This window comes from Paracoccus sp. J39, assembly GCF_000518925.1.
Taxonomy (GTDB): domain Bacteria; phylum Pseudomonadota; class Alphaproteobacteria; order Rhodobacterales; family Rhodobacteraceae; genus Paracoccus.
Genome location: NZ_JAEN01000008.1, coordinates 154,198 through 176,127 on the forward strand (window position 1 = coordinate 154,198; position 21,930 = coordinate 176,127).

The 21,930-nt window shown below is 68.9% G+C and carries 22 protein-coding genes; 10 read left to right on the forward strand and 12 right to left on the reverse strand.

Annotated features, from left to right (window positions below):
* Positions 1–8: 8 nt before the first annotated feature.
* Complete coding sequence (locus L632_RS0110160; RefSeq protein ID WP_028712667.1) at positions 9–2,441, reverse strand: xanthine dehydrogenase family protein molybdopterin-binding subunit; 2,433 nt, start codon at positions 2,439–2,441, stop codon at positions 9–11.
* A 174-nt stretch (positions 2,442–2,615) separates the two neighbouring features.
* Here L632_RS0110160 and L632_RS0110165 point away from each other — a divergent pair, with 174 nt between their 5' ends.
* Positions 2,616–4,259: a UbiD family decarboxylase gene (locus tag L632_RS0110165; RefSeq protein ID WP_028716752.1), complete on the forward strand. Its 1,644-nt coding sequence runs from the start codon at positions 2,616–2,618 to the stop codon at positions 4,257–4,259.
* 73 nt (positions 4,260–4,332) lie between these two features.
* Positions 4,333–5,319, forward strand: a complete 987-nt coding sequence (locus L632_RS0110170) for an XdhC family protein (protein WP_051476423.1) — start codon at positions 4,333–4,335, stop codon at positions 5,317–5,319.
* Between the two features lie 24 nt (positions 5,320–5,343).
* On the opposite strand, the gene L632_RS0110175 is transcribed toward L632_RS0110170, so the two are convergent.
* From L632_RS0110175 to L632_RS0110195, 5 genes are all read right to left on the reverse strand, one after another.
* Positions 5,344–5,919: a UbiX family flavin prenyltransferase gene (locus L632_RS0110175; protein ID WP_028712665.1), complete on the reverse strand. Its 576-nt coding sequence runs from the start codon at positions 5,917–5,919 to the stop codon at positions 5,344–5,346.
* Between the two features lies 1 nt (position 5,920).
* On the reverse strand, positions 5,921–7,018 hold the full coding sequence (locus L632_RS22450; RefSeq protein ID WP_051476424.1) for an AbrB family transcriptional regulator: 1,098 nt from the start codon (positions 7,016–7,018) through the stop codon (positions 5,921–5,923).
* A 98-nt stretch (positions 7,019–7,116) separates the two neighbouring features.
* Positions 7,117–7,938 carry an ABC transporter permease gene (locus tag L632_RS0110185; RefSeq protein WP_036697895.1) on the reverse strand — a complete coding sequence of 274 codons (822 nt, stop codon included), beginning with the start codon at positions 7,936–7,938 and terminating at the stop codon, positions 7,117–7,119.
* An 11-nt stretch (positions 7,939–7,949) separates the two neighbouring features.
* Entirely contained in the window at positions 7,950–8,783 is an 834-nt protein-coding gene (locus L632_RS22455; RefSeq protein ID WP_051416204.1) for an ABC transporter ATP-binding protein, read from the reverse strand.
* Positions 8,784–8,813: 30 nt separating this feature from the next.
* Positions 8,814–9,779, reverse strand: a complete 966-nt coding sequence (locus tag L632_RS0110195) for an ABC transporter substrate-binding protein (protein ID WP_028712663.1) — start codon at positions 9,777–9,779, stop codon at positions 8,814–8,816.
* Positions 9,780–9,969: 190 nt separating this feature from the next.
* Here L632_RS0110195 and L632_RS22460 point away from each other — a divergent pair, with 190 nt between their 5' ends.
* From L632_RS22460 to L632_RS0110230, 6 genes are all read left to right on the forward strand, one after another.
* Positions 9,970–10,965 (forward strand): LysR family transcriptional regulator, encoded by a 996-nt coding sequence (locus L632_RS22460; RefSeq protein WP_084648088.1) that lies wholly within the window; start codon positions 9,970–9,972, stop codon positions 10,963–10,965.
* Complete coding sequence (locus tag L632_RS0110205; protein WP_232215683.1) at positions 10,953–11,777, forward strand: alpha/beta fold hydrolase; 825 nt, start codon at positions 10,953–10,955, stop codon at positions 11,775–11,777. Before L632_RS22460 ends, L632_RS0110205 begins: the two co-directional genes overlap by 13 nt.
* Positions 11,778–11,780: 3 nt before the next feature.
* Positions 11,781–12,302 (forward strand): TIGR02444 family protein, encoded by a 522-nt coding sequence (locus L632_RS23485; protein ID WP_051476425.1) that lies wholly within the window; start codon positions 11,781–11,783, stop codon positions 12,300–12,302.
* A 57-nt stretch (positions 12,303–12,359) separates the two neighbouring features.
* The gene (locus L632_RS0110215; protein ID WP_028712662.1) at positions 12,360–12,941 is read left to right on the forward strand and encodes an NTP transferase domain-containing protein; all 582 of its coding nucleotides are present in this window, start codon (positions 12,360–12,362) and stop codon (positions 12,939–12,941) included.
* A 92-nt stretch (positions 12,942–13,033) separates the two neighbouring features.
* Entirely contained in the window at positions 13,034–16,519 is a 3,486-nt protein-coding gene (locus L632_RS23490) for a GAF domain-containing protein (protein WP_084648089.1), read from the forward strand.
* A complete protein-coding gene (locus tag L632_RS0110230; RefSeq protein WP_028712661.1) occupies positions 16,512–16,871 on the forward strand; it encodes a response regulator in 360 nt (119 codons plus the stop codon). The genes L632_RS23490 and L632_RS0110230 overlap by 8 nt, the downstream gene beginning before the upstream one ends.
* 25 nt (positions 16,872–16,896) lie before the next feature.
* Here the strand turns inward: L632_RS0110230 and L632_RS0110235 are convergent, their stop codons facing one another.
* The 5 genes from L632_RS0110235 to L632_RS25070 form a co-directional block, all read right to left on the reverse strand.
* Positions 16,897–17,460: a response regulator gene (locus L632_RS0110235; RefSeq protein ID WP_028712660.1), complete on the reverse strand. Its 564-nt coding sequence runs from the start codon at positions 17,458–17,460 to the stop codon at positions 16,897–16,899.
* A 265-nt stretch (positions 17,461–17,725) separates the two neighbouring features.
* Positions 17,726–18,217: an SWFGD domain-containing protein gene (locus tag L632_RS23495; protein ID WP_028716757.1), complete on the reverse strand. Its 492-nt coding sequence runs from the start codon at positions 18,215–18,217 to the stop codon at positions 17,726–17,728.
* Between the two features lie 92 nt (positions 18,218–18,309).
* Positions 18,310–18,783 carry a DUF2269 domain-containing protein gene (locus tag L632_RS0110245; RefSeq protein WP_028712658.1) on the reverse strand — a complete coding sequence of 158 codons (474 nt, stop codon included), beginning with the start codon at positions 18,781–18,783 and terminating at the stop codon, positions 18,310–18,312.
* The gene (locus L632_RS0110250) at positions 18,783–20,060 is read right to left on the reverse strand and encodes an SDR family oxidoreductase (RefSeq protein ID WP_232220963.1); all 1,278 of its coding nucleotides are present in this window, start codon (positions 20,058–20,060) and stop codon (positions 18,783–18,785) included. Before L632_RS0110250 ends, L632_RS0110245 begins: the two co-directional genes overlap by 1 nt.
* 246 nt (positions 20,061–20,306) lie before the next feature.
* Positions 20,307–20,432, reverse strand: coding sequence for a hypothetical protein (locus L632_RS25070; protein ID WP_256380434.1), 126 nt, complete (start codon positions 20,430–20,432; stop codon positions 20,307–20,309).
* A gap of 54 nt (positions 20,433–20,486) precedes the next feature.
* Here L632_RS25070 and L632_RS24880 point away from each other — a divergent pair, with 54 nt between their 5' ends.
* Positions 20,487–20,858 (forward strand): hypothetical protein, encoded by a 372-nt coding sequence (locus tag L632_RS24880; protein WP_232215681.1) that lies wholly within the window; start codon positions 20,487–20,489, stop codon positions 20,856–20,858.
* Positions 20,859–20,887: 29 nt separating this feature from the next.
* Positions 20,888–21,136: a hypothetical protein gene (locus tag L632_RS0110260; RefSeq protein WP_028712655.1), complete on the forward strand. Its 249-nt coding sequence runs from the start codon at positions 20,888–20,890 to the stop codon at positions 21,134–21,136.
* Between the two features lie 399 nt (positions 21,137–21,535).
* Here the strand turns inward: L632_RS0110260 and L632_RS22480 are convergent.
* A partial coding sequence (locus L632_RS22480; protein ID WP_371255976.1) for a hypothetical protein occupies positions 21,536–21,930 on the reverse strand: 395 nt, incomplete at its 5' end.

The window sequence follows — 21,930 nt, forward strand, 5'->3', positions numbered from 1 at the left end:
AGCTCCTGTTACGAGAGGTCTTGACTGGCGCGCGCATTCCTCATCGCCTGCCAGATCCGTTGCGGCGTCACCGGCATGGCGATGTCGCGGACGCCGTATTCCGAAAGCGCATCGACGATGGCGCTGACGATCACCGCCAGCGCCGGCGTCGTGCCGCCTTCGCCGCCGGCCTTGATCCCCAGGGGGTTGGTTGGGGAATGAACCTCGGCGATCTCGCAGGTGAACGAGGGCATGTTGTCGGAACGCGGCATGCCGTAATCCATGAACGAGCCCGCCAGCGGCTGCCCGGTCTCTGCATCGGTGGCGCATAGCTCCCACATCGCCTGGCCCACGCCCTGCGCGATGCCGCCATGGGTCTGGCCGTGCACGATCAGCGGATTGATGCAGCGCCCCACGTCGTCCACCGTGGTGTAGCGGGTGATGACCGGCGCGCCGGTGCGCATGCAGACCTCGATCTCGCAGATCGCGGTGCCGTTGGGAAAGACCGGCGTGTGCATCTCGTTGGTATGGGCGGCGCGCAGCGGTCCCTTCTCCGCGGTCGCCCGCGCCAGCGCGAACAGGTCGGCGCTGGCCCCCGCGGCCGAGAGCAGCCCGTCGCGATAGTCGATGTCCGAGGAATTGATGCCGTGCAGATCCGCGAAACGCGCCTTGGCCTCGGCAAGCAGTTCGGCCGAGGCGATGGCCATCACCGTGCCGGCATGCCGCATCGAGCGTCCGGAATGCGAGCCCCCGCCCTCCTTCACCACATCCGTGTCGCCAAGGATGATCTCGACCCGCTCGACCGGGACGCCCAGCATGTCGGCGACCACCTGCGCGAAGCTGGTCTCGTGCCCCTGGCCGCTGGGCTGGGTGCCGATGACCACCTCGACGCGGCCGTCCGCGGTGATCTCGATCTCGGCGCGTTCCTTCGGGGTGCCGATCGAGGATTCCACGTAATTCGCGAAGCCCCGCCCCAGCAGCTTGCCGCGCTTGCGGGCCTCGGCCTTGCGCGCCTCGAACCCGTCCCAGTCCGACAACGCGATGGCGCGGTCCATGTTCTTCTCGTATTCGCCGCTGTCGTAATGCTGCCCGACCGGATTGGTGTAGGGCATCGCCTCGGGCGGCACGAGGTTCCGGCGCCGCAGCTCGACCCGGTCCATGCCCAGCTCCTGCGCCGCCAGATCCATCATCCGCTCGATGGCGAAGGTGACTTCGGGACGACCCGAGCTGCGATAGGCCTGGGTGCACATCGTATTGGTGAACACCGCCCGCGCGCGCAGCGTGGCGCAGGGGATGTGGTAGGAGCCCGAGATCAGCCCCGACCCCTTGGACAGCGGCGACAGCGAAACGCAGCGCGCCCCGACATTCGAGATGTTGTCGGCCCGCATGGCCAGGATATAGCCCTCGTCGTCGAAGGCCAGCTCGACCGTGGTGATCAGGTCGCGGCCCTGATATTCGGTCAGGAAGGCCTCGGACCGGGTGGCGGTGAACTTCACCGGCCGGCCGACCCTGCCCGAGGCCCACAGGACCAGCGGAAACTCGACATAGACCCGGTTGCGGGCACCGAAATTCCCGCCGACATCGAAGGACAGGACCCGCAGCCGCTCGCGCTCGACGCCCAGCACCGCCGAGATCTCGCCCTTCTGGCGCACCGCCCCGCCCGAGCCGGCGTAAAGCGTATAGCGCCCGGTCTCGGCGTCGTAATGCCCCAGCGCGGCGCGGGGTTCGATGGTCACCGCCGTCACCCGGTCGATATGGAAGCGGCGCTTCACCACATGGGCGGCGCGGGCGAAGGCGGCCCCGGTCGCCGCCTCGTCGCCGAAGCGGCTGTCGACGAAGGTGTTGTCCGGCACCTCGTCCCAGACCGCCGGCGCGCCTTCGCGGAACGCCTCGGCGGTGGCGGTCACATGCGGCAGCACCTCGTATTCGACCTCGACGAGCTCGGCTGCCTCCTCGGCGAGGGCGGGGGTTTCCGCGACCACCAGCGCGACGGCCTCGCCCACATGCCGGACCTTGTCCAGCGGCAGCGGGTAATGCGGGCCGATGAAGGGAAAGCTGCCGTCCCGGGCACGCAGCTTGACGTCGTAATTGGTCGAGGGCACCGGGTTGTGCGGAATGGGCTGCAGGCCGTCGGCCAGCATGTCCTGCGGCGTCAGCACGGCCAGCACCCCCGGCAGGGCCAGCGCGGCCGAACCGTCCACGCCGCCGATCCGCGCATGGGGATGGGGCGAGCGGACCATGGCCGCATAGACCTGCCCCGGCAGGTTGAAATCGTCCGAGAACCGGCCCTTGCCGGTGATGAGCCGCAGATCCTCCTTGCGGGGAAGCGGCTTGCCGATGTGGCGAAACAGCGCCTCGGAAACCAGACGCATCTCGGGCCGCGATTCGCCGGGGCGATAGCTGACCTCGCGGCCGGCCGTCGGCGCCGGAACCGCCCGGCGTGGCAACGCATTCTTGTTCATCTTCCGCTTTCCCTCCCGGATCTTCCTTGCCCGACCCTTGCGGTCCGGGTTATGGCATCTTGTCGTTTGACATTACTGTCACAATGTATGACAGTATGTCAACTTGATTGATTTCCCCCGCCCCCTCATCATGTGCCTGGGTTGCGGGATGCGCAGAACGACAGGGAGGATCGAATGGATCAGGCAAGCAGCAGGGCGCCGCTGGACCTGCAGGAGCATATCGCAAGGCTTGAGAAGGCCGGGCTTCTGACCCGGATACAGGTTCCCATCGACAAGGATGCCGAGCTGCATCCCCTGGCCCGCTGGCAGTTCCAGGGCGGCCTGCAAGAGGATCAGCGCCGCGGCTTCCTGTTCACCGATGTGCGCGACAGCAAGGGCATGCATTACGACATTCCCGTAGCGGTGGGCGTCCTGGCCGCGTCGCCCGCGATCTATGCCATCGGGCTTGGCGTCGCCGAGGACGAGATCGGCGATGTCTGGGTGCGCGCCATGGCCAACCCCATCCCGCCGGTCGAGGTCGAGGCCGCCCCCTGCCAGGAAGTCGTGATCGCCGGCGACGAGCTGCGCCGGCACGGGCGCGGCCTCGGCAGCCTGCCGGTGCCGGTCTCGACCCCCGGCTTCGACAGCGCGCCCTATTTCACCGCCACCCTCTGCGTGACGAAGGACCCGGAAAACGGCATCCAGAACATGGGCACCTATCGCGCCGCCCTGAAGGCCGAGGACCGGCTGGGGGTGCGCATGGCCAGCCGGCTCAGCGGGGCGGGGGGCTATCAGCACTGGCTGAAATACAAGAAGCTCAACCAGCCGATGCCCTGCGCCATCGTGATCGGCTGCGCGCCGGCGGTGCTGTTCACCGGGCCGCAGAAACTGCCGATAGACACCGACGAGATGGCGGTGGCCGGCGGCCTGATCGGCGCGCCGGTGCGGACCGTCAAATGCAAGACCATCGACCTGCAGGTGCCCGCGGATGCCGAGCTGGTGATCGAGGGGCTGATCGACCCCGACCTGCTGGAACCCGAAGGCCCGTTCGGCGAAAGCCACGGCCATGTGGCGCTGGAAGACTTCAACATGTCGATGCAGGTGACGGCGATCACCCGCAAGCGCAGCCCGGTGCTGGTCTCGATCGTCTCGCAGGTGACGCCCAGCGAATCCAGCGTGCTGAAGCGCGTCGCCTATGAGCCGCTGTTCTTCGAGCACCTGCGCCACCATCTGAACGTGAAGGGCATCCGGCGCGTCGTCATGCACGAGCCGCTGACCAATATCCGCAAGGTGATCTTCCTGGAATTCGAGAAGGACGCCCCCCAGTCCGAAATCTGGCGCGGCATGCAGGGCGCCGCGACGCTTCAGGCGCAATGCGGCAAGGTCGTCATCGCCGTTTCCGACGACATCGACGCGCGCAATGCCGATGCGGTGTTCTGGTCCATCGCCTACCGTGCGAACCTGCTTGAGGACCTGCATGTCACGCCCTACCGCTCGGAAGGGCACGGGCCGAAATCGGCGGCGAAATCGGCCGAGGGCACGCTGATGATCGACGCGACGCTGAAGGCGCCCATGCCGCCGCTGGCGCTGCCGGCCGAGCCCTTCATGCGCCGCGCCCGCGAGATATGGGAGCAGCTTCAGCTTCCCGCCCTGTCGCCGCAGCCGCCCTGGCACGGCTATTCGCTGGGGGACTGGGACGACAGCTGGACGGGCTTCGCCGAGGCCACGGTCAAGGGCGACTGGCGCGAGACGGGCCGCCAGACGCTGGCGCGGCGGCGCGGCGGCATCAAGCCGGAAACCCCGGTCCGGAAGTTGGAAACGCCTCCGGCGCGGACATGAGCGCCGGCAGGCGCGGCTGACGGGGCGGGGCGGAACCATGGCGGAGACGCAGACCGTATCGACGGGCCATCGAATGCCGGCGCCTGCCGCCGATCCTTCCGGTGCCGAGCTGCTTCCCTTCGACCCGCGGGCGCGGGAAAGGCGGCCGCACGACCCGCTCGAAGCCCTGTTGCGGGCCGGCGCGCGGGGGGCGCTGGCCCTGATCACCGCGGTCGAGGGGCCGTCCTATCGGCCTGTCGGCGCCATGATGGCCTTTCTGCCCGACGGACGGCGCAGCGGAAGCCTGTCCTCGGGCTGTATCGAGGCCGACCTTCAGCTCCACGCCCAGAAGGTGATGGCGCGGGAGGCGCCGGCGCTGCTGCGCTATGGCGCGGGATCGCCCTTCTTCGATCTGAAGCTGCCCTGCGGCGGCGGGCTCGAGATCCTTCTGCTGCCCTGCCCGCCCGCATCCCTGCTTGGCCAGGTGGCGCGGCTGCGCGCCGCAAGGCGGGGCTTCTCGCTGGCCATCGGGCTGCGGGACGGCGCGGTCGCCATCGGACCGGACCGGCCGACCGGGAAGGACGGGCATGGCCTTTTCCACGTCCGGCTGGGGCCGGAACCGCGCTTTCTGATCTTTGGCAAGGGCCCCGAGGTCGCGGTTTTCGCCGGCCTGGTGCAGGCCGCCCTGCTTCCCGGGCTGGTGCTCAGCCATGACGACGAAACCCTTGCGCAGGCCACCGCCATCGGCATGCCGGTCCGGCCGATCGACACGCGGGGCCTGCCGGGCGATGTCGAGGTGGACCGCGACACCGCCGCGGTGCTGTTCTATCACGAACATCACTACGAAACCGCGATCCTTCGCCGGCTTCTGGCCGGCAGCGCCTTCTATATCGGCGCGCAGGGCAGCCGGCGGGCCCGGGACGCGCGGCTTGAGGCGCTGCGCGCCGCAGGCATGGGCGAGCCCGCGCTCGGCCGGCTGCGCGGACCGATCGGGGTGGTCCCCTCGGCGCGCGATGCCCGGCTGCTGGCGATCTCGGTCCTGGCCGAGATCCTGGCCCTGCATGCCCAGCGGCCGGGATGAGGCCGCGGGCAAGGCCGCGGTCTCCTATTCTTCGGCCGAGGCTTCGCCCCAGCGGCGGGTGACGGCAAGGTCGATGCCGAACAGGTCCAGCGCGCGCGCGACGCTTTGCGTCACGATGTCGTCTATCGTCCGCGGCCGGGTATAGAAGGCCGGCGTCGGCGGCATGATGATCGCCCCGTTCAGCGTCGCCTGCTGCATCAGCGCGATATGGCCCGCATGCAGCGGCGTCTCGCGCAGCAGCAGCACGACCCGCCGCCGCTCCTTCAGGCAGACATCGGCCGCCCGGACGATCAGCTCCTCGTTGTAGCTGTTCGCGATGCCGCTCAGCGTCTTGATCGAGGCCGGGGCGATCAGCATTCCCATGGTGCGGAACGACCCCGACGAGATCGCGGCGCCGATGTCCTTGTAGCTGTAGCAGCAATCGGCCAGCGCGCGGATCGCGTCGGGCTCCAGGTCCACCTCCTCGCGGGCGGTCCGCACCGCCGAGGGCGACATGACCAGGTGGGTCTCGATATCGGGCAGCGCGCGCAGAAGCTCCAGCGCGCGGATCCCGTAGATCACCCCGGACGCCCCGGTAATCGCGACGATCAGTCTTTGCACGTCAGTCACCCCGCCCTTGTTGTTTCAGGCCGCCGCCGACCCGCAGATAGAAGAGGGGCGCAAGCAGCGTGATCAGGAAGACGCGCACCACATGGTGCACGGCGATGAAGGATACCGTCGCCTGCAACGACAGGGCGACAAGGCTGGTTTCGGACAGCCCGCCGGGCGCGAAGGCCAGCATCAGGTCCACCAGCGGCAGGCCGGTCAGCTGCACCAGGACCCACGCGAAGGCCAGGCCCAGCAGGATCAGGATCGAGGTGGTCGCCCCGGCGCAAAGGATGCTGGTGCCGAAATCGCGGTGCTTCATGCCCGCGAAGCCGCTGCCGAGCGAGGTGCCCATCACCAGCTGCGCGCCGGCGATGAACAGCAGCGGCGGATGGAAGGCGCTGATCCCGGTCAGATGGATCACCGCGCTCAGCAGCATGGGGCCGATCAGGGCCGGCGAATGCAGGCGCAGCAGCAGGGCCAGCCTCCAGCCGACCCCGGCCGTGACCAGCAGCCACAGGCTTTCCGCCGCCCCGGGCCACCATGCCGCCTGCGACCCGGCATCGACCAGCGGCGCGGGCCAGACGCCCAGCACCAACCACAGCACCGCCGGCAGGGTCAGCACGACGATGAGGATGCGGAAGGATTGCAGCAGGATGATCTTGCGGATGTCGCCCCCCACGCTTTCGCCGAAGGCGGCCATCTCGGCCAGCCCGCCGGGCAGGGCACCGAAGAAGGCGGTTGGCAGCGGCAACCGGGCGACGTGGCGCAGGAACAGGTAGCACAGCGTCGCGCCGGCGATGATGAACAGGCCCAGGAAGGACAGGCTGACGAACCATGACTCGATCCGGTCGAAAAGCGAGGGATCGAAGTTCGAGCCCAGCAGCACCCCGATCAGCGCCAGCATCACCGGGCGGATGTTGCGCGGCATGTGAAGCGGCAGGCCCGCCAGGCTGCCCAGCAGGCAGAAGGCCAGCGACCCCATCATCCAGGCAAGCGGCAGATGCAGGTAGAAGAAGGCCGCGCCGCCGCAGACCCCCAGCGCCAGGGCGAGCAGGACGTTGCGGGGCGACCTGCCCGGCGGGCGGGGCGGCTGGAAACGGGATTTCGCCATGGTTCAGATGGACCGTCTGCTGGGTCTGGAATGGGCCTGCCGACCCTGGATGCGCCGGGTCGGCAGGGGGCGGCGCAGGGGCGCCGGGCGGCAGGGATCTAGTGGCCGCCGGCCGCGATCTCGCGCTGCCAGGGCGCCACGATCCGCTCGAGCAGGGCCAGCAGCTTCTCGAGCACGATGGCCAGGACCATCACCAGCAGGATGGGCACGAACATCTCGGCGGTGCGGAAGCTGTTCGCGGCATGGATGATGATGCCGCCCAGACCCGACAGCGCGGTCAGGAATTCGGCGATGATCATGGCGATGACCGCCTTGCCCACCGCCAGCCGCAGCCCGGCCATGATATAGGGCAGGGTCGCCGGCAGCACGATCTGCCGCATGATCTTGGACTGCGAGGCGCAGAAGGCGGTCCCGACCTCGATCAGGGTCTTCGGCACCGCCTTCACCCCGGCGCAGGTGTTGATGCAGACCGGGAAGAAGGCCAGCAGGAAGATGATCACCACCTTCACGGCGAAGCCCAGCCCGAACCAGACCATCAGCAGCGGCACAAGCGCGATCATCGGCGTCGCGTAGCCCGCCGTGACATAGATGCCGAAAGCGGCGTCCAGCACCCGGTATCGCCCCAGCAGCAGGCCGATGGGAATGCCCAGAAGCGCGGCGAGCCCGTAGCCCACCAGGAAGGGCTGGATGCTCTGGACGAAGGCCTTCACCAGCGTTCCGTTCTGCATCATGACGATGAAGGACCGGAAGATCTGCGAGGGATAGGACCCGAACAGCGGGTTGATCCAGGGGCTGCACAGCTCCCATATGACGAGCAGCGTGGAAACCGAGATCAGGGTGATCGACCAGCTCGGCAGGCTTCTGGCGGAAAAGCCGGTTTTCTTGGCGACGGTCGGTTCGTGATAGCTTGACATGGTCATGGTGCTGCCTCTCAGGCGAAGGCCCGGAGGGGCGCTGCGGTGGACGTGGCGGGCCGGGGCGCGGCATCGCCCTCGTCGCGATAGCCATGCAGCGCATCCCAGGCCAGTTGGCGCTTGCGGGTGAATTCCTCGGAACTGCGGATGGCGCGCATGTCGTTGCGCGGCCGTTCGATGTTCACGTCGATGACCTCGCGCAGGTGGCCCTGGACCATGACCGCGATCCGGTCGGCCAGCAGCACCGCCTCGTCCAGGTCATGGGTGACGAAGATGATCGTCTTGCCGGTGCGCTGGTGGATGTCCAGCAGCTCCATCTGCAGGGTTTCCCGGGTCTGGGAATCCAGCGCGCCGAAGGGCTCGTCCATCAGCAGCACCTCGGGATCGATGGCCAGCGCCCGGGCGATGCCGACCCGCTGCTTCATCCCGCCCGAAAGCTGGTGCGGACGGTGGTGCATGGCGTGCCCCAGCCCGACCAGATTGATGAACCGCTCGGCCCGCTCGGCGATCTCGTGCGGCGGGATGCCCTTGGCCTCCAGCGCGAAGCGGATATTGTCCACGGCCGAGCGCCAGGGCAGCAGCTCGGCATGCTGGAACACCATGCCGCGGTCCAGCCCGCAGCCCGAGATTTCCTTGCCCGCGACGCGGATCGAGCCGCTGGACGCCTCTTCCAGCCCCATGATGATGCGCAGCGCGGTCGTCTTGCCGCATCCGCTGGGACCGGCCAGGGCGATGATCTCGCCCCGGTTGATGTTCAGCGACAGGTTGTCCAGCGCCCGGGTGGTGCGGGAGGTTCCCCCCGACCGCAATGCGAAGGTCTTCGATACGTTTTTCAGTTCGACATGGGACATACAGCAGTCTCCGGTTTCTGCGTGAAGGCGCTACTGCTGCTTCACAAGTTCGAGGGCCTGCTGGCGCGGGCCGTCATCGACGAATTCGGTGATGTCGAAGGTGTTCTGGATGCGCCCGTTGCGCTGCATCATGTCCACGTTCCATTGCAGCTTCCCCACATCCATCTCCAGCTCCGGCGTCACCGCGGAGTACTGCACGACCTCCTTGAAGATGAATTCCGGGCCGGTGTCGTCCTCGGGCAGATGCGCGATCTCGCGGGCCAGCGCATAGGTCTCGTCGGGATGCTCCATCGCATAGGCATGCCCCTCCATCTGCGCGGCAAGGAAGCGCACCAGCGCCTCGCCCTTGGTGTCGATGGCCTTTTGCGTGGTCACGATGCAGTTGCGCAGCATGTTCGGGGTCACCTCCGGCGCGCGCGCGATCACGTTCACGTTCTGCCGCCCGGCCTCCTCCTCGTATTCGCTGGAGGTCGCGGTCGCCTCGACGATGCCCGCCACGACGGCGCGGAAACGGTCGCCGCCCCCGCCGGCATTGGCGAATTGCACCTCGGCGGGATCGACGCCGCTGGCATGCAGGACCTCGCGGGCGAAGAGGTCGGGCGAGGAGCCCGGCCCCGACACGCCCAGCGACCGGCCCCTGAGCTGCTCGACCGAGGTGATGTCGGACTTGGCATAGATGTTGTAGGTCATGCCCGGCCAGTTGCAGCCGACAAAGCGCAGCGGCGCCCCCTCGGCCATGGCGGCGATGCCGACCAGGGGCGAGGTGGAATAGCTGTCGACCTCTCCGGCCAGCAGGGCCTTGACCGGCACGGTGCTGCTCACGAATTGCACCATGTCGATCTCGACGCCGTATTTCTCGCCGAAGCGCACCGGCATGAAAAGGATGCCGGCATCGCCCTTGGCCTCGACGACGCCGTGGCGCCAGGTCTCGGCCGTGGCGGCGCTGCCCGCAGCGATGATCGCCGCAGCGACGAGGGCGCATCTGGTATTGTTCACATTCTCCTCCCTGGATCTCGAGACTCACCGCGCTGTTCGCGGCTCACAGCGCGACTCGATTCCCTGCGCGGGAACGGTCGCATAATTCATCCTCTGACGACAATATTGCATTCGCATACTACGGTATGTATGTATGACAGTATTGCGAAGTGACGCGGCTTGGCAAATTCAAATCCGGGAGAGCACTATCATGTCGGTGAATTTGGCCTCGATCGAGATGCGGCTGCTGGTGGTCATGGATGCGCTGCTGGCCGAGAACTCCGTCAGCAAGGCCGCCGCGCGGCTGGGGATGTCGCAACCGGCCACCAGCAATGCGCTGAACCGGCTGCGCCAGCTGTTCAACGATCCGCTGTTCGTCCGGGTCGGCAGCGCCATGCAGCCCACGGCCCGGTCGCAGGAGCTGGCCGCCCCGCTGAGCGAAGCCTTGCGCCAGATCGAGAATATCCTGGTCCCGCAGGATTTCCAGCCGCAGGACATGCCCTGGGTGTTCACCCTGGCGGTATCCGAGAACGCCTCGGCGGTGCTGCTGCCGGCGCTGCTGGCCCATCTGGCCGAAACGGCCCCCAATATCCGCGTCCTGGCCGAATCGCACAGCAATGCGCAGCTGGTCGAGATGCTGGACCGTAACGCCATCGACTTCGCCATCGGGGTGATCCCGCATCTGCCGCGCCGCTTTTCGCGCGCGCCGCTGTTCCATGACCGCTATGTCTGCATGATGCGCCGCGGCCATCCGCTGGCGCAGGGGCCGCTGACGTTGGATGAATTCCTGCAGGCGGAGCATCTCGCCGTGAAGCCGGGCTTCGGCGAGACGAGCCGGGTCGACCAGCTGCTGGCCGAACGGGGCATCCAGCGGAACATCTTCGCCACGGCCCACCAGTTCGTCGCGGCGCCGGCCATCGTGGCGCATACGAATCTGCTGGCGCTGATGCTGGAACGGATGCTGCCCATGTTCGACACATCCGCGCTGCACATCACCGAAGCGCCGGTCGAGGGGCTGTCGGTCCGCTCGGACCTGGTCTGGAGCCAGCCGCGCTCGTCCCTGCCCTCGCATAAATGGATGGCCCGAAAGATCCAGGCGGTGGCGCGCACCCTGCCGCAGGATCCCCGGCAGACGCCGGACGCGGGCCTGCCCGCCCTCGCAAACAGCCTTCGACATGACAAAGGAGAGAGACCATGGACGCCATGACCACGCCCGCCGCCCGGCAGGGCACGACGCCGCTGCGCGACGGCGCAAGCCTTGCCTGGCGGCTTGCCAATCCCGCCGGCACGACGCGGATGGCGCTGGTCCATTCGCTGGCGATGGACGGCGCCTTCTGGGACGCGGTGGTCGCCTGCCTGCCCGAGGACGTGGCGGTGCTGGCCATCGACTGCCGCGGGCACGGCCGCTCGACCAGATCCCCCGGCCCCTTCACCGTCGAGCAATTCGCCGACGACCTCGCCGAGGTCATGGAGGAGCTGGGGTGGCAGGGCGCCCTGGTCGCCGGCGCCTCGATGGGCGGCTGCGTCGCGCTGGCCTTCGCCACCCGCCACGCCGGCCGGGTCCGGGCGCTGGGACTGATCGACACCACCGCCTGGTATGGCGAGAATGCGCCGGCCGCCTGGGAAGAGCGCGGCATGAAGGCCGTGACCGAGGGGCTGGACGCGCTGGTCGGCTTCCAGAAAAGCCGCTGGTTCAGCCCGGCCTTCATCACCCGCAGCCCCGAGGTCGTGGAGCAGGCCGTCGCGACCTTCATGGCCAACGACGTCGCCAGCTATCTGGCCACCTGCCGGATGCTGGGCGCGGCGGACCTGCGTGCGGGCTTGCCGCGTTTCGACCTTCCCACGGCCATCGTGGTGGGCGAACACGACTACGCCACGCCCCCGGAAATGGCGCGGGCCATGGCCGAGGCGATTCCGGGCGCCACGCTGGAGATTCTGCCCGATTTGCGGCATTTTACCCCGCTGGAGGCACCCGAGGCGATCGCCGCGGCCCTGATGAGACTGGCGGGAAAGATCTGACCCATGCGGCAGCAGGCGCGCAATGCCGGGACGACAGGGGAAGGGGCGCTCTGGCGCTTCGCGCTCGCCGTCTATGCCGAGCCCGGCGTCAAGGCGGAATGCCTGCATTTCCAGGACCGGCAGAAGGGCGATGTCTGCCTGCTTCTCGCGGCCCTGTTCCTTGCCGCGCGGGGGATCGGCGTCGAACCCGGCGCGCTGGGGCGGCTGGAACGGGCCGTGCCCTGGCCGGCGCGGCTGCATCTGCGGCTGGCGCGCGGCCTCAGGAAACGCCTGCCCCGCAACGGCGGGGCGGGCCGCCTGCGCAAGGCGCTGCTGGCGCATGAGCTGTCGCTGGAACGCGCCCGACTGGCCCGGCTGGAGGCGGCGCTGGCGCCCGAATGCGCCGGCCGGGGCGATATCGGGCCGGACGCCGCCCTGCGCCTGCTGGCCGACAGCCTGGCCGATTTCTACCGGCTGGACCGGCTTCACCTGCCGGCCACCTTTGCCGCAGCCGGCAGAATCCGCGCCCGCCCGCGCGGGCGGTGACAGGCCATGTCGCAGAGCGAAGCCGGTCCGCACCGTCCCGAAACAGGCAGCAAAGCCATGGTTCTCGACAGGCCGGTCCGCACGGTCGGCATCCTTCTGGCGGCTGGCGCGTCCCGCCGCTTCGGCCCCGGCGACAAATTGCTTGCCCCCTTGCGGGGCAGGCCGCTTGTGCACTGGTCCGCAAGCGCGCTGCAGGATTCCGCCTGCCAGAGGGTCGCGGCGATCGTGTCCTCGCACGAGGTCGAGGCCGCCTTGCCGCCCGGATTCGTCGTCCGGCATGTCCCGCCCTTGCAATCGATGGCCCGGTCCTTTCGCGCCGCTGTCGGGCTTGCGGAAAAGATGTCGGCGGAAAGGGCGCTGATCTGCCTGGGCGACATGCCGGCGATAACCGCCGGCCTGCTGGGCGAATTGCTGGCCAGGCGCAGGAACAGCGCCTGCCGCTCGGCCGGGCGCCGCCTGCCGCCGGTGCTGCTTTACGCCTCGTCCTATCGGGCCGCGCGGGAAAGCGCCCGGGCCGATGCGGGCGCGCGCGATTTCATCGCCCGCCTGCCGGCCGAGGACCTGCTGGAGATCGGCGAGGAAAGCGCCGCGGACGTGGATACCGTGTCCGATCTCCGCTTTCTCGGCGGAGGGTTCTAGCCGCTGGCATTCGGCGGCGCGGCACCTGTTCCTGTCCGCGGCGGGCGGCTTTCCATCGGACGGGAGAGGGTTTTCGCGCGGCCAAGGAACGGATGCATGCCGGGCGCGTTGTCAGAAATCCGCTTCCCGCGACCTTGATCGTCCAGGAACCATGTTTGCGCGCATCCGCGCGCGGGGTCGCCAGACATGGAGGGAAGGCTGCGCATGAAGGAAGGACGTCAGGCGTTCCTGCTCCGTCTCAGCGATGCGCTGGCGGCGATTCCGGATGCCGCGGAAATCCAGGAAACGGCGGCGCGCCTGCTGGCGGAACGCCTCGGCGCGGATCGCGCCGCCTATCGCGAGGTCGCGGCGCCGAACGATGCGCGCAACGCCGGGACACATGCCCGCCCGGATGCCCCGGCCGGCAGGGCGATGACCGGCAGGGCGATGGCGGGGCGCGGCTGGCGGGCCGGATGGGCGAGCGGCTTCGGCAGGGCAAGCCGGTCGCGCTGGCCGATATCGCGCAGGATCCCCGCATCGGGGCCGAGGCGCGCCGGGCTTTTCTGGCCACCGGAACCCGGGCACTGCTGGTGGTCCCGCTGCTCCGGCACGGCCGGGAGGCGGCCAATCTGGTCCTCGAACACGGCGCGCCGCGCGACTGGACCCCGGCCGAGGTGAAGCTGGCCGCCGAGGTGGCGGAGAGAGCGCGGGCCGCGGCCGAGCGGGCGGGGGCGCAAATCATCCTGCGCCAGAGCGAGCAGCGCGTCAGCAAGCTTCTCTCGCTGATGCCCGCCGCCGTCTACACCTGCGATGCCGAGGGCCGGCTGACCTTCTTCAACCGCCGCGCCGCCGAGCTGTGGGGGCGGGCGCCGCGGCTCGACGATGCCGGCGAGCGGTTCTGCGGATCGTTCCGGCTGTGGACCGCCGACGGCGCGCCGCTGCGGCCCGAGGACAGCCCGATGGCCGAAGCCCTGCGCGACGGGCGCAGCGCCCGCAACCTCGAAATCGTCCTCGAACAGCCCGGCGGTGCCCGGCTGGTCACCCATGCCAGCATCGACCCGCTTTACGACGATGACGGCCGGCTGGCGGGGGCGATCAACGTCTTCGTGGACGTGACCGAACGCAAGCAGGCCGAGGCCGCCCTGCAGGCCAGCGAGGAAACCCGCCGCCGGAACCAGAACTGGCTGGCCGCGCAAAAGGAGGCGTTCCGCGCCGCCATGGACGGCGCGGCGCTGGACGTCTCTCTGGGCATCCTTGTCGCGGCGGCGGTCGAGCAGGAAAAGGGGGCGCTGCGATGCGCCTTTTACCTTGCCGATCTTGAAAGCGCGACGCTGCACCATGTCGTCGGCATGACCGACGGCTATGCCGAGCGGGTGAACGGCTTCGAGGTCTCGCCCGAGTCGCTTGCCTGCGGACTGGCCTTCGCCAGCGGCCAGCCGGTCATCACGCCCGACGTCACCCGGGAACCGCGCTGGCGGCCCTGGATCTGGCTGGCGCGCGACTTCGGCTATCGCGCCTGCTGGTTCTTTCCGGTCGAGACCGCCTCGGGGCAGCTCGTGGGCGCTCTGGCAATGTATTTCGCCGAGCCGCGCGAGCCCACGGCCCGGGATCGCGAGCTTGCCGCGGCGCTGACCCAGACCGCGGCCATCATCATCTCGCGCATGTATGCCGAGGCGGCCTTGCGCGGCAACGAGGCGCAGCTGGCCGAGGACCTGCAGGCGATGGAGGAGCTGCACGCCGTGGTGAGGGATCTGGTCGGCGCCAAGTCGCCGCAGGCGCTTTATGACCGCATCGTCCAGGCGGCGGCGGTGCTGATGCGTTCGGATGCCGCCAGCATCCAGGTGCTGGACCATGAACACGGCCAGCTGAAACTGCTGGCCCATCGCGGATTTCACCCCGAATCCGCCCGGTTCTGGGAATGGGTCGGCATGGATGGCGCCAGTTCCTGCGGACGGGCCTATCACAGCGGCGACAGGGTGGTGATGGCGGATCTGGAACCGCTGATCGACGATCCGGCCGAGGTGGGGGCCTATCGCCGCTCGGGGCTGCGCGCCGTGCAGTCCACGCCGCTGCGGACCCATCGCGGCACGGTGCTCGGCATGCTCTCGACCCATTGGCGCCGGCCGCACCGGCCCAGCGAGCGCGAGCTGCGCTTCCTGGACCTGCTGGTGCGGCTGGCGGCCGATCTGGTCGAGCGGGTGCAGGCCGAGGACCGGCTGCGCGCCAGCGAGGAGCGGCTGCGCCGGTTCGGAGAGGCCTCGCATGACATCTTGTGGATACGCGACGCGAAAACCCTGCAATGGCAATATCTCACCCCCGCCTTCGAGACCATCTACGGGCTGGGGCGCGACGCCGCGCAGGCGGGCGACAATTACCGCGCCTGGATCAGGATGATCGCGGCCGAGGACCGGCGCAAGGCCAGCCATGCCATGCGCCAGACCCGCCTGGGCCGGCACGTCACCTTCGACTATCGCATCCGCAGGCAGAACGACGGCACCACCCGCTGGCTGCGCAGCACCGTCTTTCCGATCACCAACACCGCCGAGCGGGTGACGTTGATCGGCGGCATCGGCCACGACCTGACGCAGCTGCACAAGGCGGGGCTGCGCCTGCAAACGCTCATGGAGGGGATCCCCCAGCTGGTCTGGCGCGCCATCGGCGGCGGGCACTGGACCTGGTCCAGCCCGCAATGGACCGACCATACCAGCCTGAGCAGCGAGGACAGCGCCGGGCTGGGCTGGCTGGACGCGCTGCATCCCGACGACCGGGACAAGGCCATGCATTTCTGGAACGCCGCCGTGCGCACCGGCCATCTTGAGATGGAGGGCCGCATCCGCCATGCCGCGACCCGGCAATACCGCTGGTTCCAGACCCGCGCCACGCCCGTCCGCGACGAATCCGGCATGATCGTCGAATGGCTCGGCACCTCGACCGACATCCACGAGCTGCGCGAATTGCAGGAGCGGCAGAAGGTCCTTGTCGCCGAATTGCAGCACCGGACCCGCAATCTGATGGGCGTGGTCCGCTCGATGGCCGACAAGATCGCGCGCACCAGCACCGACCTGGCCGATTTCCGCGAGCGGTTCCACGACCGCCTGGCGGCGCTGGCCCGGGTCCAGGGCCTGCTGTCGCGGCTGGAGGAACATGACCGCGTGACCTTCGACGACCTGATCCGGACCGAGCTTTCCGCCATGGGCAGCGCCTCCGGGCGGGTGGTGCTGCACGGACCGCCGGGCGTCCGCCTGCGCTCCTCGACCGTGCAGATTCTGGCCCTGGCGCTGCATGAGCTGGCGACCAACGCGGTCAAATACGGCGCGCTGGGTCAGCCGGCGGGCCGGCTTGCGGTAAGCTGGCGGCTTCAGCCGCAGGGCGGGCAGGACAAGCCCTGGCTGCATATCGACTGGCGCGAAAGCGGGGTCAGGATGCCGCCTTCGGGCGCGGGTCCGCATGGCAACGGCCAGGGCCGCGAACTGATCGAGCGCGCCCTGCCCTATCAGCTCAGCGCCCGGACCTCCTACAGCTTCGGACCGGACGGCGTGCATTGCACCATCTCGATCCCGGTCTCTGCCAGCACGACGGAGCCGGACCGGCATGACTGAACCCCTGCTCAAGGCCCGCCGCATCCTTGTGGTCGAGGACGAATTCCTGCTTGCGGCCGAGCTTCGGGGTGAACTGGAACGGGCCGGCGCCATCGTGGTCGGGTGGGCGGGAACGCTTCAGGACGCGATGGCGCTGATCAGAGCCGAAAAGCGGCTGGACGGCGCGCTTCTTGACGTGAACCTGCACGGAGAAGCCGCCTTTCCCGCAGCCGACCTGCTGATCGAGCGGGGGGTGCGGTTCGTGTTCGTGACCGGCTACGACCAATCCGCCCTGCCCGACCGCTTCGCGGGCATCCTGCGGCTGGACAAGCCGGTCGATATGGAAAAGCTCGCGCAGGCCATGGGCGGGTGAACCCCGCCGCAAGGCGGGCAACGGATCAGTTCAGGTGACGCCTGCGCCGTTTCGCATATTCCTTCCCGAGCAGCCGCAGAAGCCACGCTTTCAGCTCCTGCTCGGCCTGTCCCCGCTCGGTCATCGCGACGGCGGATTTCAGCGCCGCCTCGACCAGCCGCTCGGCCGAGGCCCTGTCCGGCATCACCCGCTGCGCCTGCACCAGCATGTCGACCACGATGGTTTCGATCGATTCCGAAGGCCGGGCGGGCAGGCGGTCGTGTTGGGCATGCAGGTCATGCAGCATCGGCCGGGCGTGGCTGGGCTTGCTGTAGATCCGGGCATCGCGGAACCGCGGCGGCACGAGCTCGTGATGGCCGCCGGTCAGAAACAGAAAGGGGATGCCGGAGCTCTTCAGGGAATCGGCGATGCAGAAAGAGGTCTCGTCGCCCAGTTTCACGTCGAGGATGGCGGCCTCGATCCGGTCGTCGCAGAGAATGGCGTCATGCACGTCCGCAAATGGACCCACGACGGAATCGCCCAGCTCAAGGATCTCGGTCGTCAGCTGTTCCGCCAGGAAATAATCGTCCTCGACAACGAGAATGCGCAACCTTCACCCCCCTTCTGCGGGCGCACTGGTCGCATCCCGGAACCAGCCGCGGCCTGCCCCCGTGATCACGATCTGCCCGCCCGAACCCACCGGACCCGAACCAACTCGCAAGCGCGTGGAATGTTCCCCGGCGCGGCCGGCATGGCCAAGCCGCAGGCAGCGCCATGGCGGACGCCTGCAGACCCGTGCGCTGTCATGGTCCCTGCGGCAGAACATCGGGCTGGTGGGGACCGCCGGAATCAGGCGGTCCCCGGCGCGGATAGGGTTACCAGTCGTCGCGGAACCGGCCGCGCGCGCCTTCGCCCATGCGGTCGTCGGCGCGGGTATAGCCGCGGCGCCCGCGGTCGTTGTAATCGCGCAGCTCGTCCTGGCGGCGGCGGCGCTCGGCCTCCTCGTCGCCGAACCACGAGGCGACCTCGTCCCCGGCGCGGTCCATCCAGTCGCGATCGTCGCGGCCATAGCCGCCTTCCCGGTCCTGCCGGCGATGGGTGCCGTAGGCGCCGCCGTAATCGCCCCGGCCATAGCCGCGGCGGCGATCGTCGCCATAGCCGCCGCCATAGCCGCCGGGCCGGCCGGAATAATCGCCGTAGGGCGTGCCATAGGCGCCGCGCCCATAATCGCCGTAGCGCCCCGACCGGCCATAGTCCCGGTCGCGATAATCGCTGTCGTCGTCGCGGGCGTAGCGGCTGCGATAGGACCGCTCGGAATAATCCGGGTCCCAGCGATTGCGGTCTTCGTCCCTCCAACGATCTGCCATGTCATCCTCCTGTTCACGGTCAGCGCCGCCGCGGGCGGCTGGGTGCGGACAACCGGGGGCGGGCCGGAATGTTCCTGAAAACCGCCGCCCGCCTACCAGAGCTGCGCCGGCCGGGCGATCATCAGCCAGAAGATGCCGAGGACGGCGGCAAAGGCCGGAAAGCCGAAGGCGAACCAGGTCCGGAACAGCCGGAAATAGCGCGGCGGCAGCGCCTGCCCCTCGCGCAGCGCCGCCACGGCAAGGTCGCGCATCCGCATCTGCATCCAGACCACCGGCAGCCAGAAGGCGCCGGTCAGCAGATAAAGCAGCAGGGACAGCACGATCCAGTGCTCGCCCAGCCCGTAGCCCAGATGCCAGGCCAGCGCGAGCCCGGTCAGCGGCTGCGCCACCACGGCGGTGGCGGTGAACAGGAAATCCGCGATCACCACGATCCGCGCCACGCCGGCGATCACCGCCTTGTCGCCCGAGCGATGCGCCAGCAGCATGAAGAAGGCGATGCCGGCGCCGGTCCCCAGCAGCACCGAAGCGCCGATGATATGCAGGTATTTCAGGCCAAGATACAGCATCAGCGTTCGTCCAGGATCGCCAGCGCCACGAAATGCGCGACAAGGATCGGCCAGATCTTCAGCAGGGGCCCCAGCGGTTCGTTCCACAGCTCGGGCAGCAGCAGCGTGCCGGCGACGATGTAGAAACAGGACAGCCCGATCGCCGCCCACAGCCCGCGCCGCGCCGTCGGCCGCCAGGCGATGGCCAGCCCGATGGCCAGATCGGCCAGCGCCCCGGCGACCACGCCCGGCCCGGCCAAGGCGCCGGTCCGGGCGCGATGCATCAGCTCCAGCCCGTTCTCGAAGCCGGTGGTCAGCGAAATCACCGCCGTCAGCGTCCAGAACAGCACCAGCACCACGAACAGAACCGGCTTGATGGGGTAAAGCCCGGCGAACCAGCGTTCCTGGACCGAGGCCGGACGTGCGCGCAGCGCCTCGGCCAGGCTGCGGGGCCGGATGCCGGTGATCTGCGTCCAGGGCCCCGGATCGCCGACGGCGCCGTGGCGGATCTCGCGCCGCGCGGTGCTGCGCAGCGGCGGGCGCCAGCCCAGCCTGCCGGCCAGATCACCCAGCCGGTAAAGCAGCCCGGCCGCCCATCGCGGCAGCGCCAGGGCCCGGGCCGGGCGCCAGCCCAGCCAGGCGCGATGCAGCGCCACCACCTCGGCAAAGGACAGCCGTTCGGGCCCGGCCAGTTCCAGCGCCAGCCGTGCCGGCCGGTCGGGCTGGACGACGAAGGCCACGGTCTCGACGACATCCTCCAGCGCCACCACCTGCAGGGGGCCGGTCTCGGGCATCACCGGCAGCACCGGCAGGACCGCCAGACCCCGGATCAGCGCGCTGGCGCCGAAGACCGGGCCGCCCAGCACCACCGAGGGCCGCAGGATCACCCAGTCCAGATCCAGCGCCATCAGCGCCCTGTCGCCTTCGAGCTTGCTGGCCGAGAAGGCCGAGGCCTGCTGCCGGTCCACCCCGATGGCCGAGAAATGCACCACCCGCCGGATGCTGGCCGCCGCGCAGGCGCGAAACAGCGCCGCCGCACCGCCGGCATGGGCGGCCGTCGTGTCCTCGCGGGCATTGTCCTGCAGCACGCCGACGCAATTCACCACCGCCTCGACCCCCTCAAGATGCGGCCGCCAGAGGTCGGGATCGTCCGCCTGCCCGAAATCCACCCGGATCCATCGCGACACCGCGCCGAAGGCGGGCGGGCGGGCGCTGCGGCTTGCCCCCAGCACGACATGGCCGTCGGCGGCAAGCCGGGCGCAGACGCTCTGCCCGATCAGGCCGGTCGCGCCTGTCACCAGCACCCTCATGGCCGGCCGGCCCGCGGCATGCTTCTGGGCCGCATCGCGGCGGCGCGCCTGAAAGCTGGGTGGTTCATGGTCCCGTCTCCCGCAAGAAAGGCCGGTCCTGAACCCGCTGGCGGCGGCTTTGTTCCGGCGTCGACGAAAAGCCCGGCCAAGGGCCATGTCGCGCAGGCAGCGCCTTTCGGGGTTTCAAGGACCGGCCGAAGGAAGCCCCCCGCTTTTAAAACGGGGGGCTGACTCTTAATGCTCGGCAGGTTCGATCCATACTCCCATCGCCTGCATTGCAATCACCGACGCTGCTGCAAAAACCGCGCCGGTCATGACGCCGGCAACCAGCGCCGATGCGAGAATCGTTTGATGTGGCATGCTCACCTCCTGATGCCTGTGAGCGGCGCCCCCACGCGCTTATGGAATTAACGCATGAGCAAAAACCCATTGGCGGAAATTGGCTGGACTGCCCATTGCGTCAGCACCCTGCAAGGCGAAATGGCACAGGCGTTTCCGGAATACGGGCGTGTCTGGAACAATGCAGCGATTTTCCGGTTGTTAGCGCCTTTGCCGGAAAAGGCATTTCAGCAAGGAAAGGAAAGAGCCATGGCAAGCAAGCATCCCAAGACCCGCCACCCCTCGGACGCCGATCTGCGGCACGATCCCGGTATCGGCCGTTCGAAGGGCGTCGACCGCAAAGACCCCGAGATCGGCGGCGAAAATACCTTCGAGGGCGATGTGCTGAACGATACCACGCCGCAGGGCGGCGTCGATCCCCGGCAGCGCGGCCGCGAAAACAAGTGACGCAGCGATATAATATCCAGGAGGCAAGAATGACCGGAAAGAAAACCCGTCAACAGCAGCGCCAGATTATCGAGAAGCGCGTGGATACCAGCAATGCCGGCAAGGATTTCGATTCCCGCCCCTATCTTGAGGCCGCAAAACATCCTCAGGGGCAGATAACCGAAGGGCGGGTCAGGCCGCAGGATCTGGAAAACGACGATGGCGACCCTTCTCCCAAGGGGGAAAATCAGGAAAGCCAGCACCACAAGCGCGACGGCCGGCCCGAGGACGAGGGCTGAGCCCCGCCCGGCCGAATGGCGAACCCGGTCGGTTCATCGCCCGAGGGCGGCCGGATCGAGGCCGAAGCGCCCGGGCCGGGGTCGCCGTCCCCCGACCGCCCGGAATTCGGCTCGGCCATCCGGCGATGCCGCTTGGCCAGCATTCTCGGCCAGCATTCCCGCGGGCGTCACATGCGCCGCCGCCACCTGCAGCCGGTTTTCCAGCCGGTGACGATCTGCTCCTCCCCGCCATCATCGCCTTGAAGCCCGCCTCGGCCACCGAGGTGGATCCTCTGTTTCATGCGAGGCCTGGCCGGGGTGGACGGCCAGCAGCGCCGTCGCCCGGCTTGAGGCTGTCTTGTCCTTCCGCAGGTCCTGCAGGGCTGCGGCTGCATCCCGGACTCTCCCGTCCGACGTGATTCAGTTTTGGCTGTTTGCGCGGATGAGGATGGCTGTGATGATGATCAGCAGCAGGATGGCGAGGACGGCGAGCCTCTGCGGCAGGGGGCGCGGGCCGGGGTTGCGGCGGGCGCGGGCGCCCTGGGCCAGCTCGGCGCGGCGCGCCAGGCGCAGCTGCTCGNGGCTGACCGGGGTGCCCGCCGCCTCGTCGTCGGTGCCCAGCGGCGCCGCCGCCGGGTCGGGAAAGCCCAGCTTGTCGCCGGTCCGGCCGGCGTCGATCTCGGCGCGCAGCCGCGAGGGATTGGCGCCGCGGCTCTCCTCCGGCCGCCTTTCCGCTTCCGTCTCCGGCCCGGGCGCGCGCGCCTTCTCCGTCGCCTTCTCCGGCCCGCTCACCGGTCCGGTCCCGCGGGGCGGAA

Excerpts from the sequence above, each read along its gene's own strand:
- L632_RS23490 (WP_084648089.1), top strand. The coding sequence starts at position 13,034 with ATGCATGCCGGGCGCGTTGTCAGAAATCCGCTTCCCGCGACCTTGATC.
- L632_RS23485 (WP_051476425.1), top strand. The coding sequence starts at position 11,781 with ATGCGGCAGCAGGCGCGCAATGCCGGGACGACAGGGGAAGGGGCGCTC.
- L632_RS0110165 (WP_028716752.1), top strand. The coding sequence starts at position 2,616 with ATGGATCAGGCAAGCAGCAGGGCGCCGCTGGACCTGCAGGAGCATATC.
- L632_RS22450 (WP_051476424.1), bottom strand. The coding sequence starts at position 7,018 with ATGGCGAAATCCCGTTTCCAGCCGCCCCGCCCGCCGGGCAGGTCGCCC.
- L632_RS0110170 (WP_051476423.1), top strand. The coding sequence starts at position 4,333 with ATGCCGGCGCCTGCCGCCGATCCTTCCGGTGCCGAGCTGCTTCCCTTC.
- L632_RS0110260 (WP_028712655.1), top strand. The coding sequence starts at position 20,888 with ATGACCGGAAAGAAAACCCGTCAACAGCAGCGCCAGATTATCGAGAAG.
- L632_RS25070 (WP_256380434.1), bottom strand. The coding sequence starts at position 20,432 with ATGCCACATCAAACGATTCTCGCATCGGCGCTGGTTGCCGGCGTCATG.
- L632_RS0110245 (WP_028712658.1), bottom strand. The coding sequence starts at position 18,783 with ATGCTGTATCTTGGCCTGAAATACCTGCATATCATCGGCGCTTCGGTG.
- L632_RS24880 (WP_232215681.1), top strand. The coding sequence starts at position 20,487 with ATGAGCAAAAACCCATTGGCGGAAATTGGCTGGACTGCCCATTGCGTC.
- L632_RS0110205 (WP_232215683.1), top strand. The coding sequence starts at position 10,953 with ATGGACGCCATGACCACGCCCGCCGCCCGGCAGGGCACGACGCCGCTG.
- L632_RS0110215 (WP_028712662.1), top strand. The coding sequence starts at position 12,360 with ATGGTTCTCGACAGGCCGGTCCGCACGGTCGGCATCCTTCTGGCGGCT.
- L632_RS23495 (WP_028716757.1), bottom strand. The coding sequence starts at position 18,217 with ATGGCAGATCGTTGGAGGGACGAAGACCGCAATCGCTGGGACCCGGAT.
- L632_RS22460 (WP_084648088.1), top strand. The coding sequence starts at position 9,970 with ATGTCGGTGAATTTGGCCTCGATCGAGATGCGGCTGCTGGTGGTCATG.
- L632_RS0110185 (WP_036697895.1), bottom strand. The coding sequence starts at position 7,938 with ATGACCATGTCAAGCTATCACGAACCGACCGTCGCCAAGAAAACCGGC.
- L632_RS0110230 (WP_028712661.1), top strand. The coding sequence starts at position 16,512 with ATGACTGAACCCCTGCTCAAGGCCCGCCGCATCCTTGTGGTCGAGGAC.
- L632_RS0110160 (WP_028712667.1), bottom strand. The coding sequence starts at position 2,441 with ATGAACAAGAATGCGTTGCCACGCCGGGCGGTTCCGGCGCCGACGGCC.
- L632_RS22455 (WP_051416204.1), bottom strand. The coding sequence starts at position 8,783 with ATGTCCCATGTCGAACTGAAAAACGTATCGAAGACCTTCGCATTGCGG.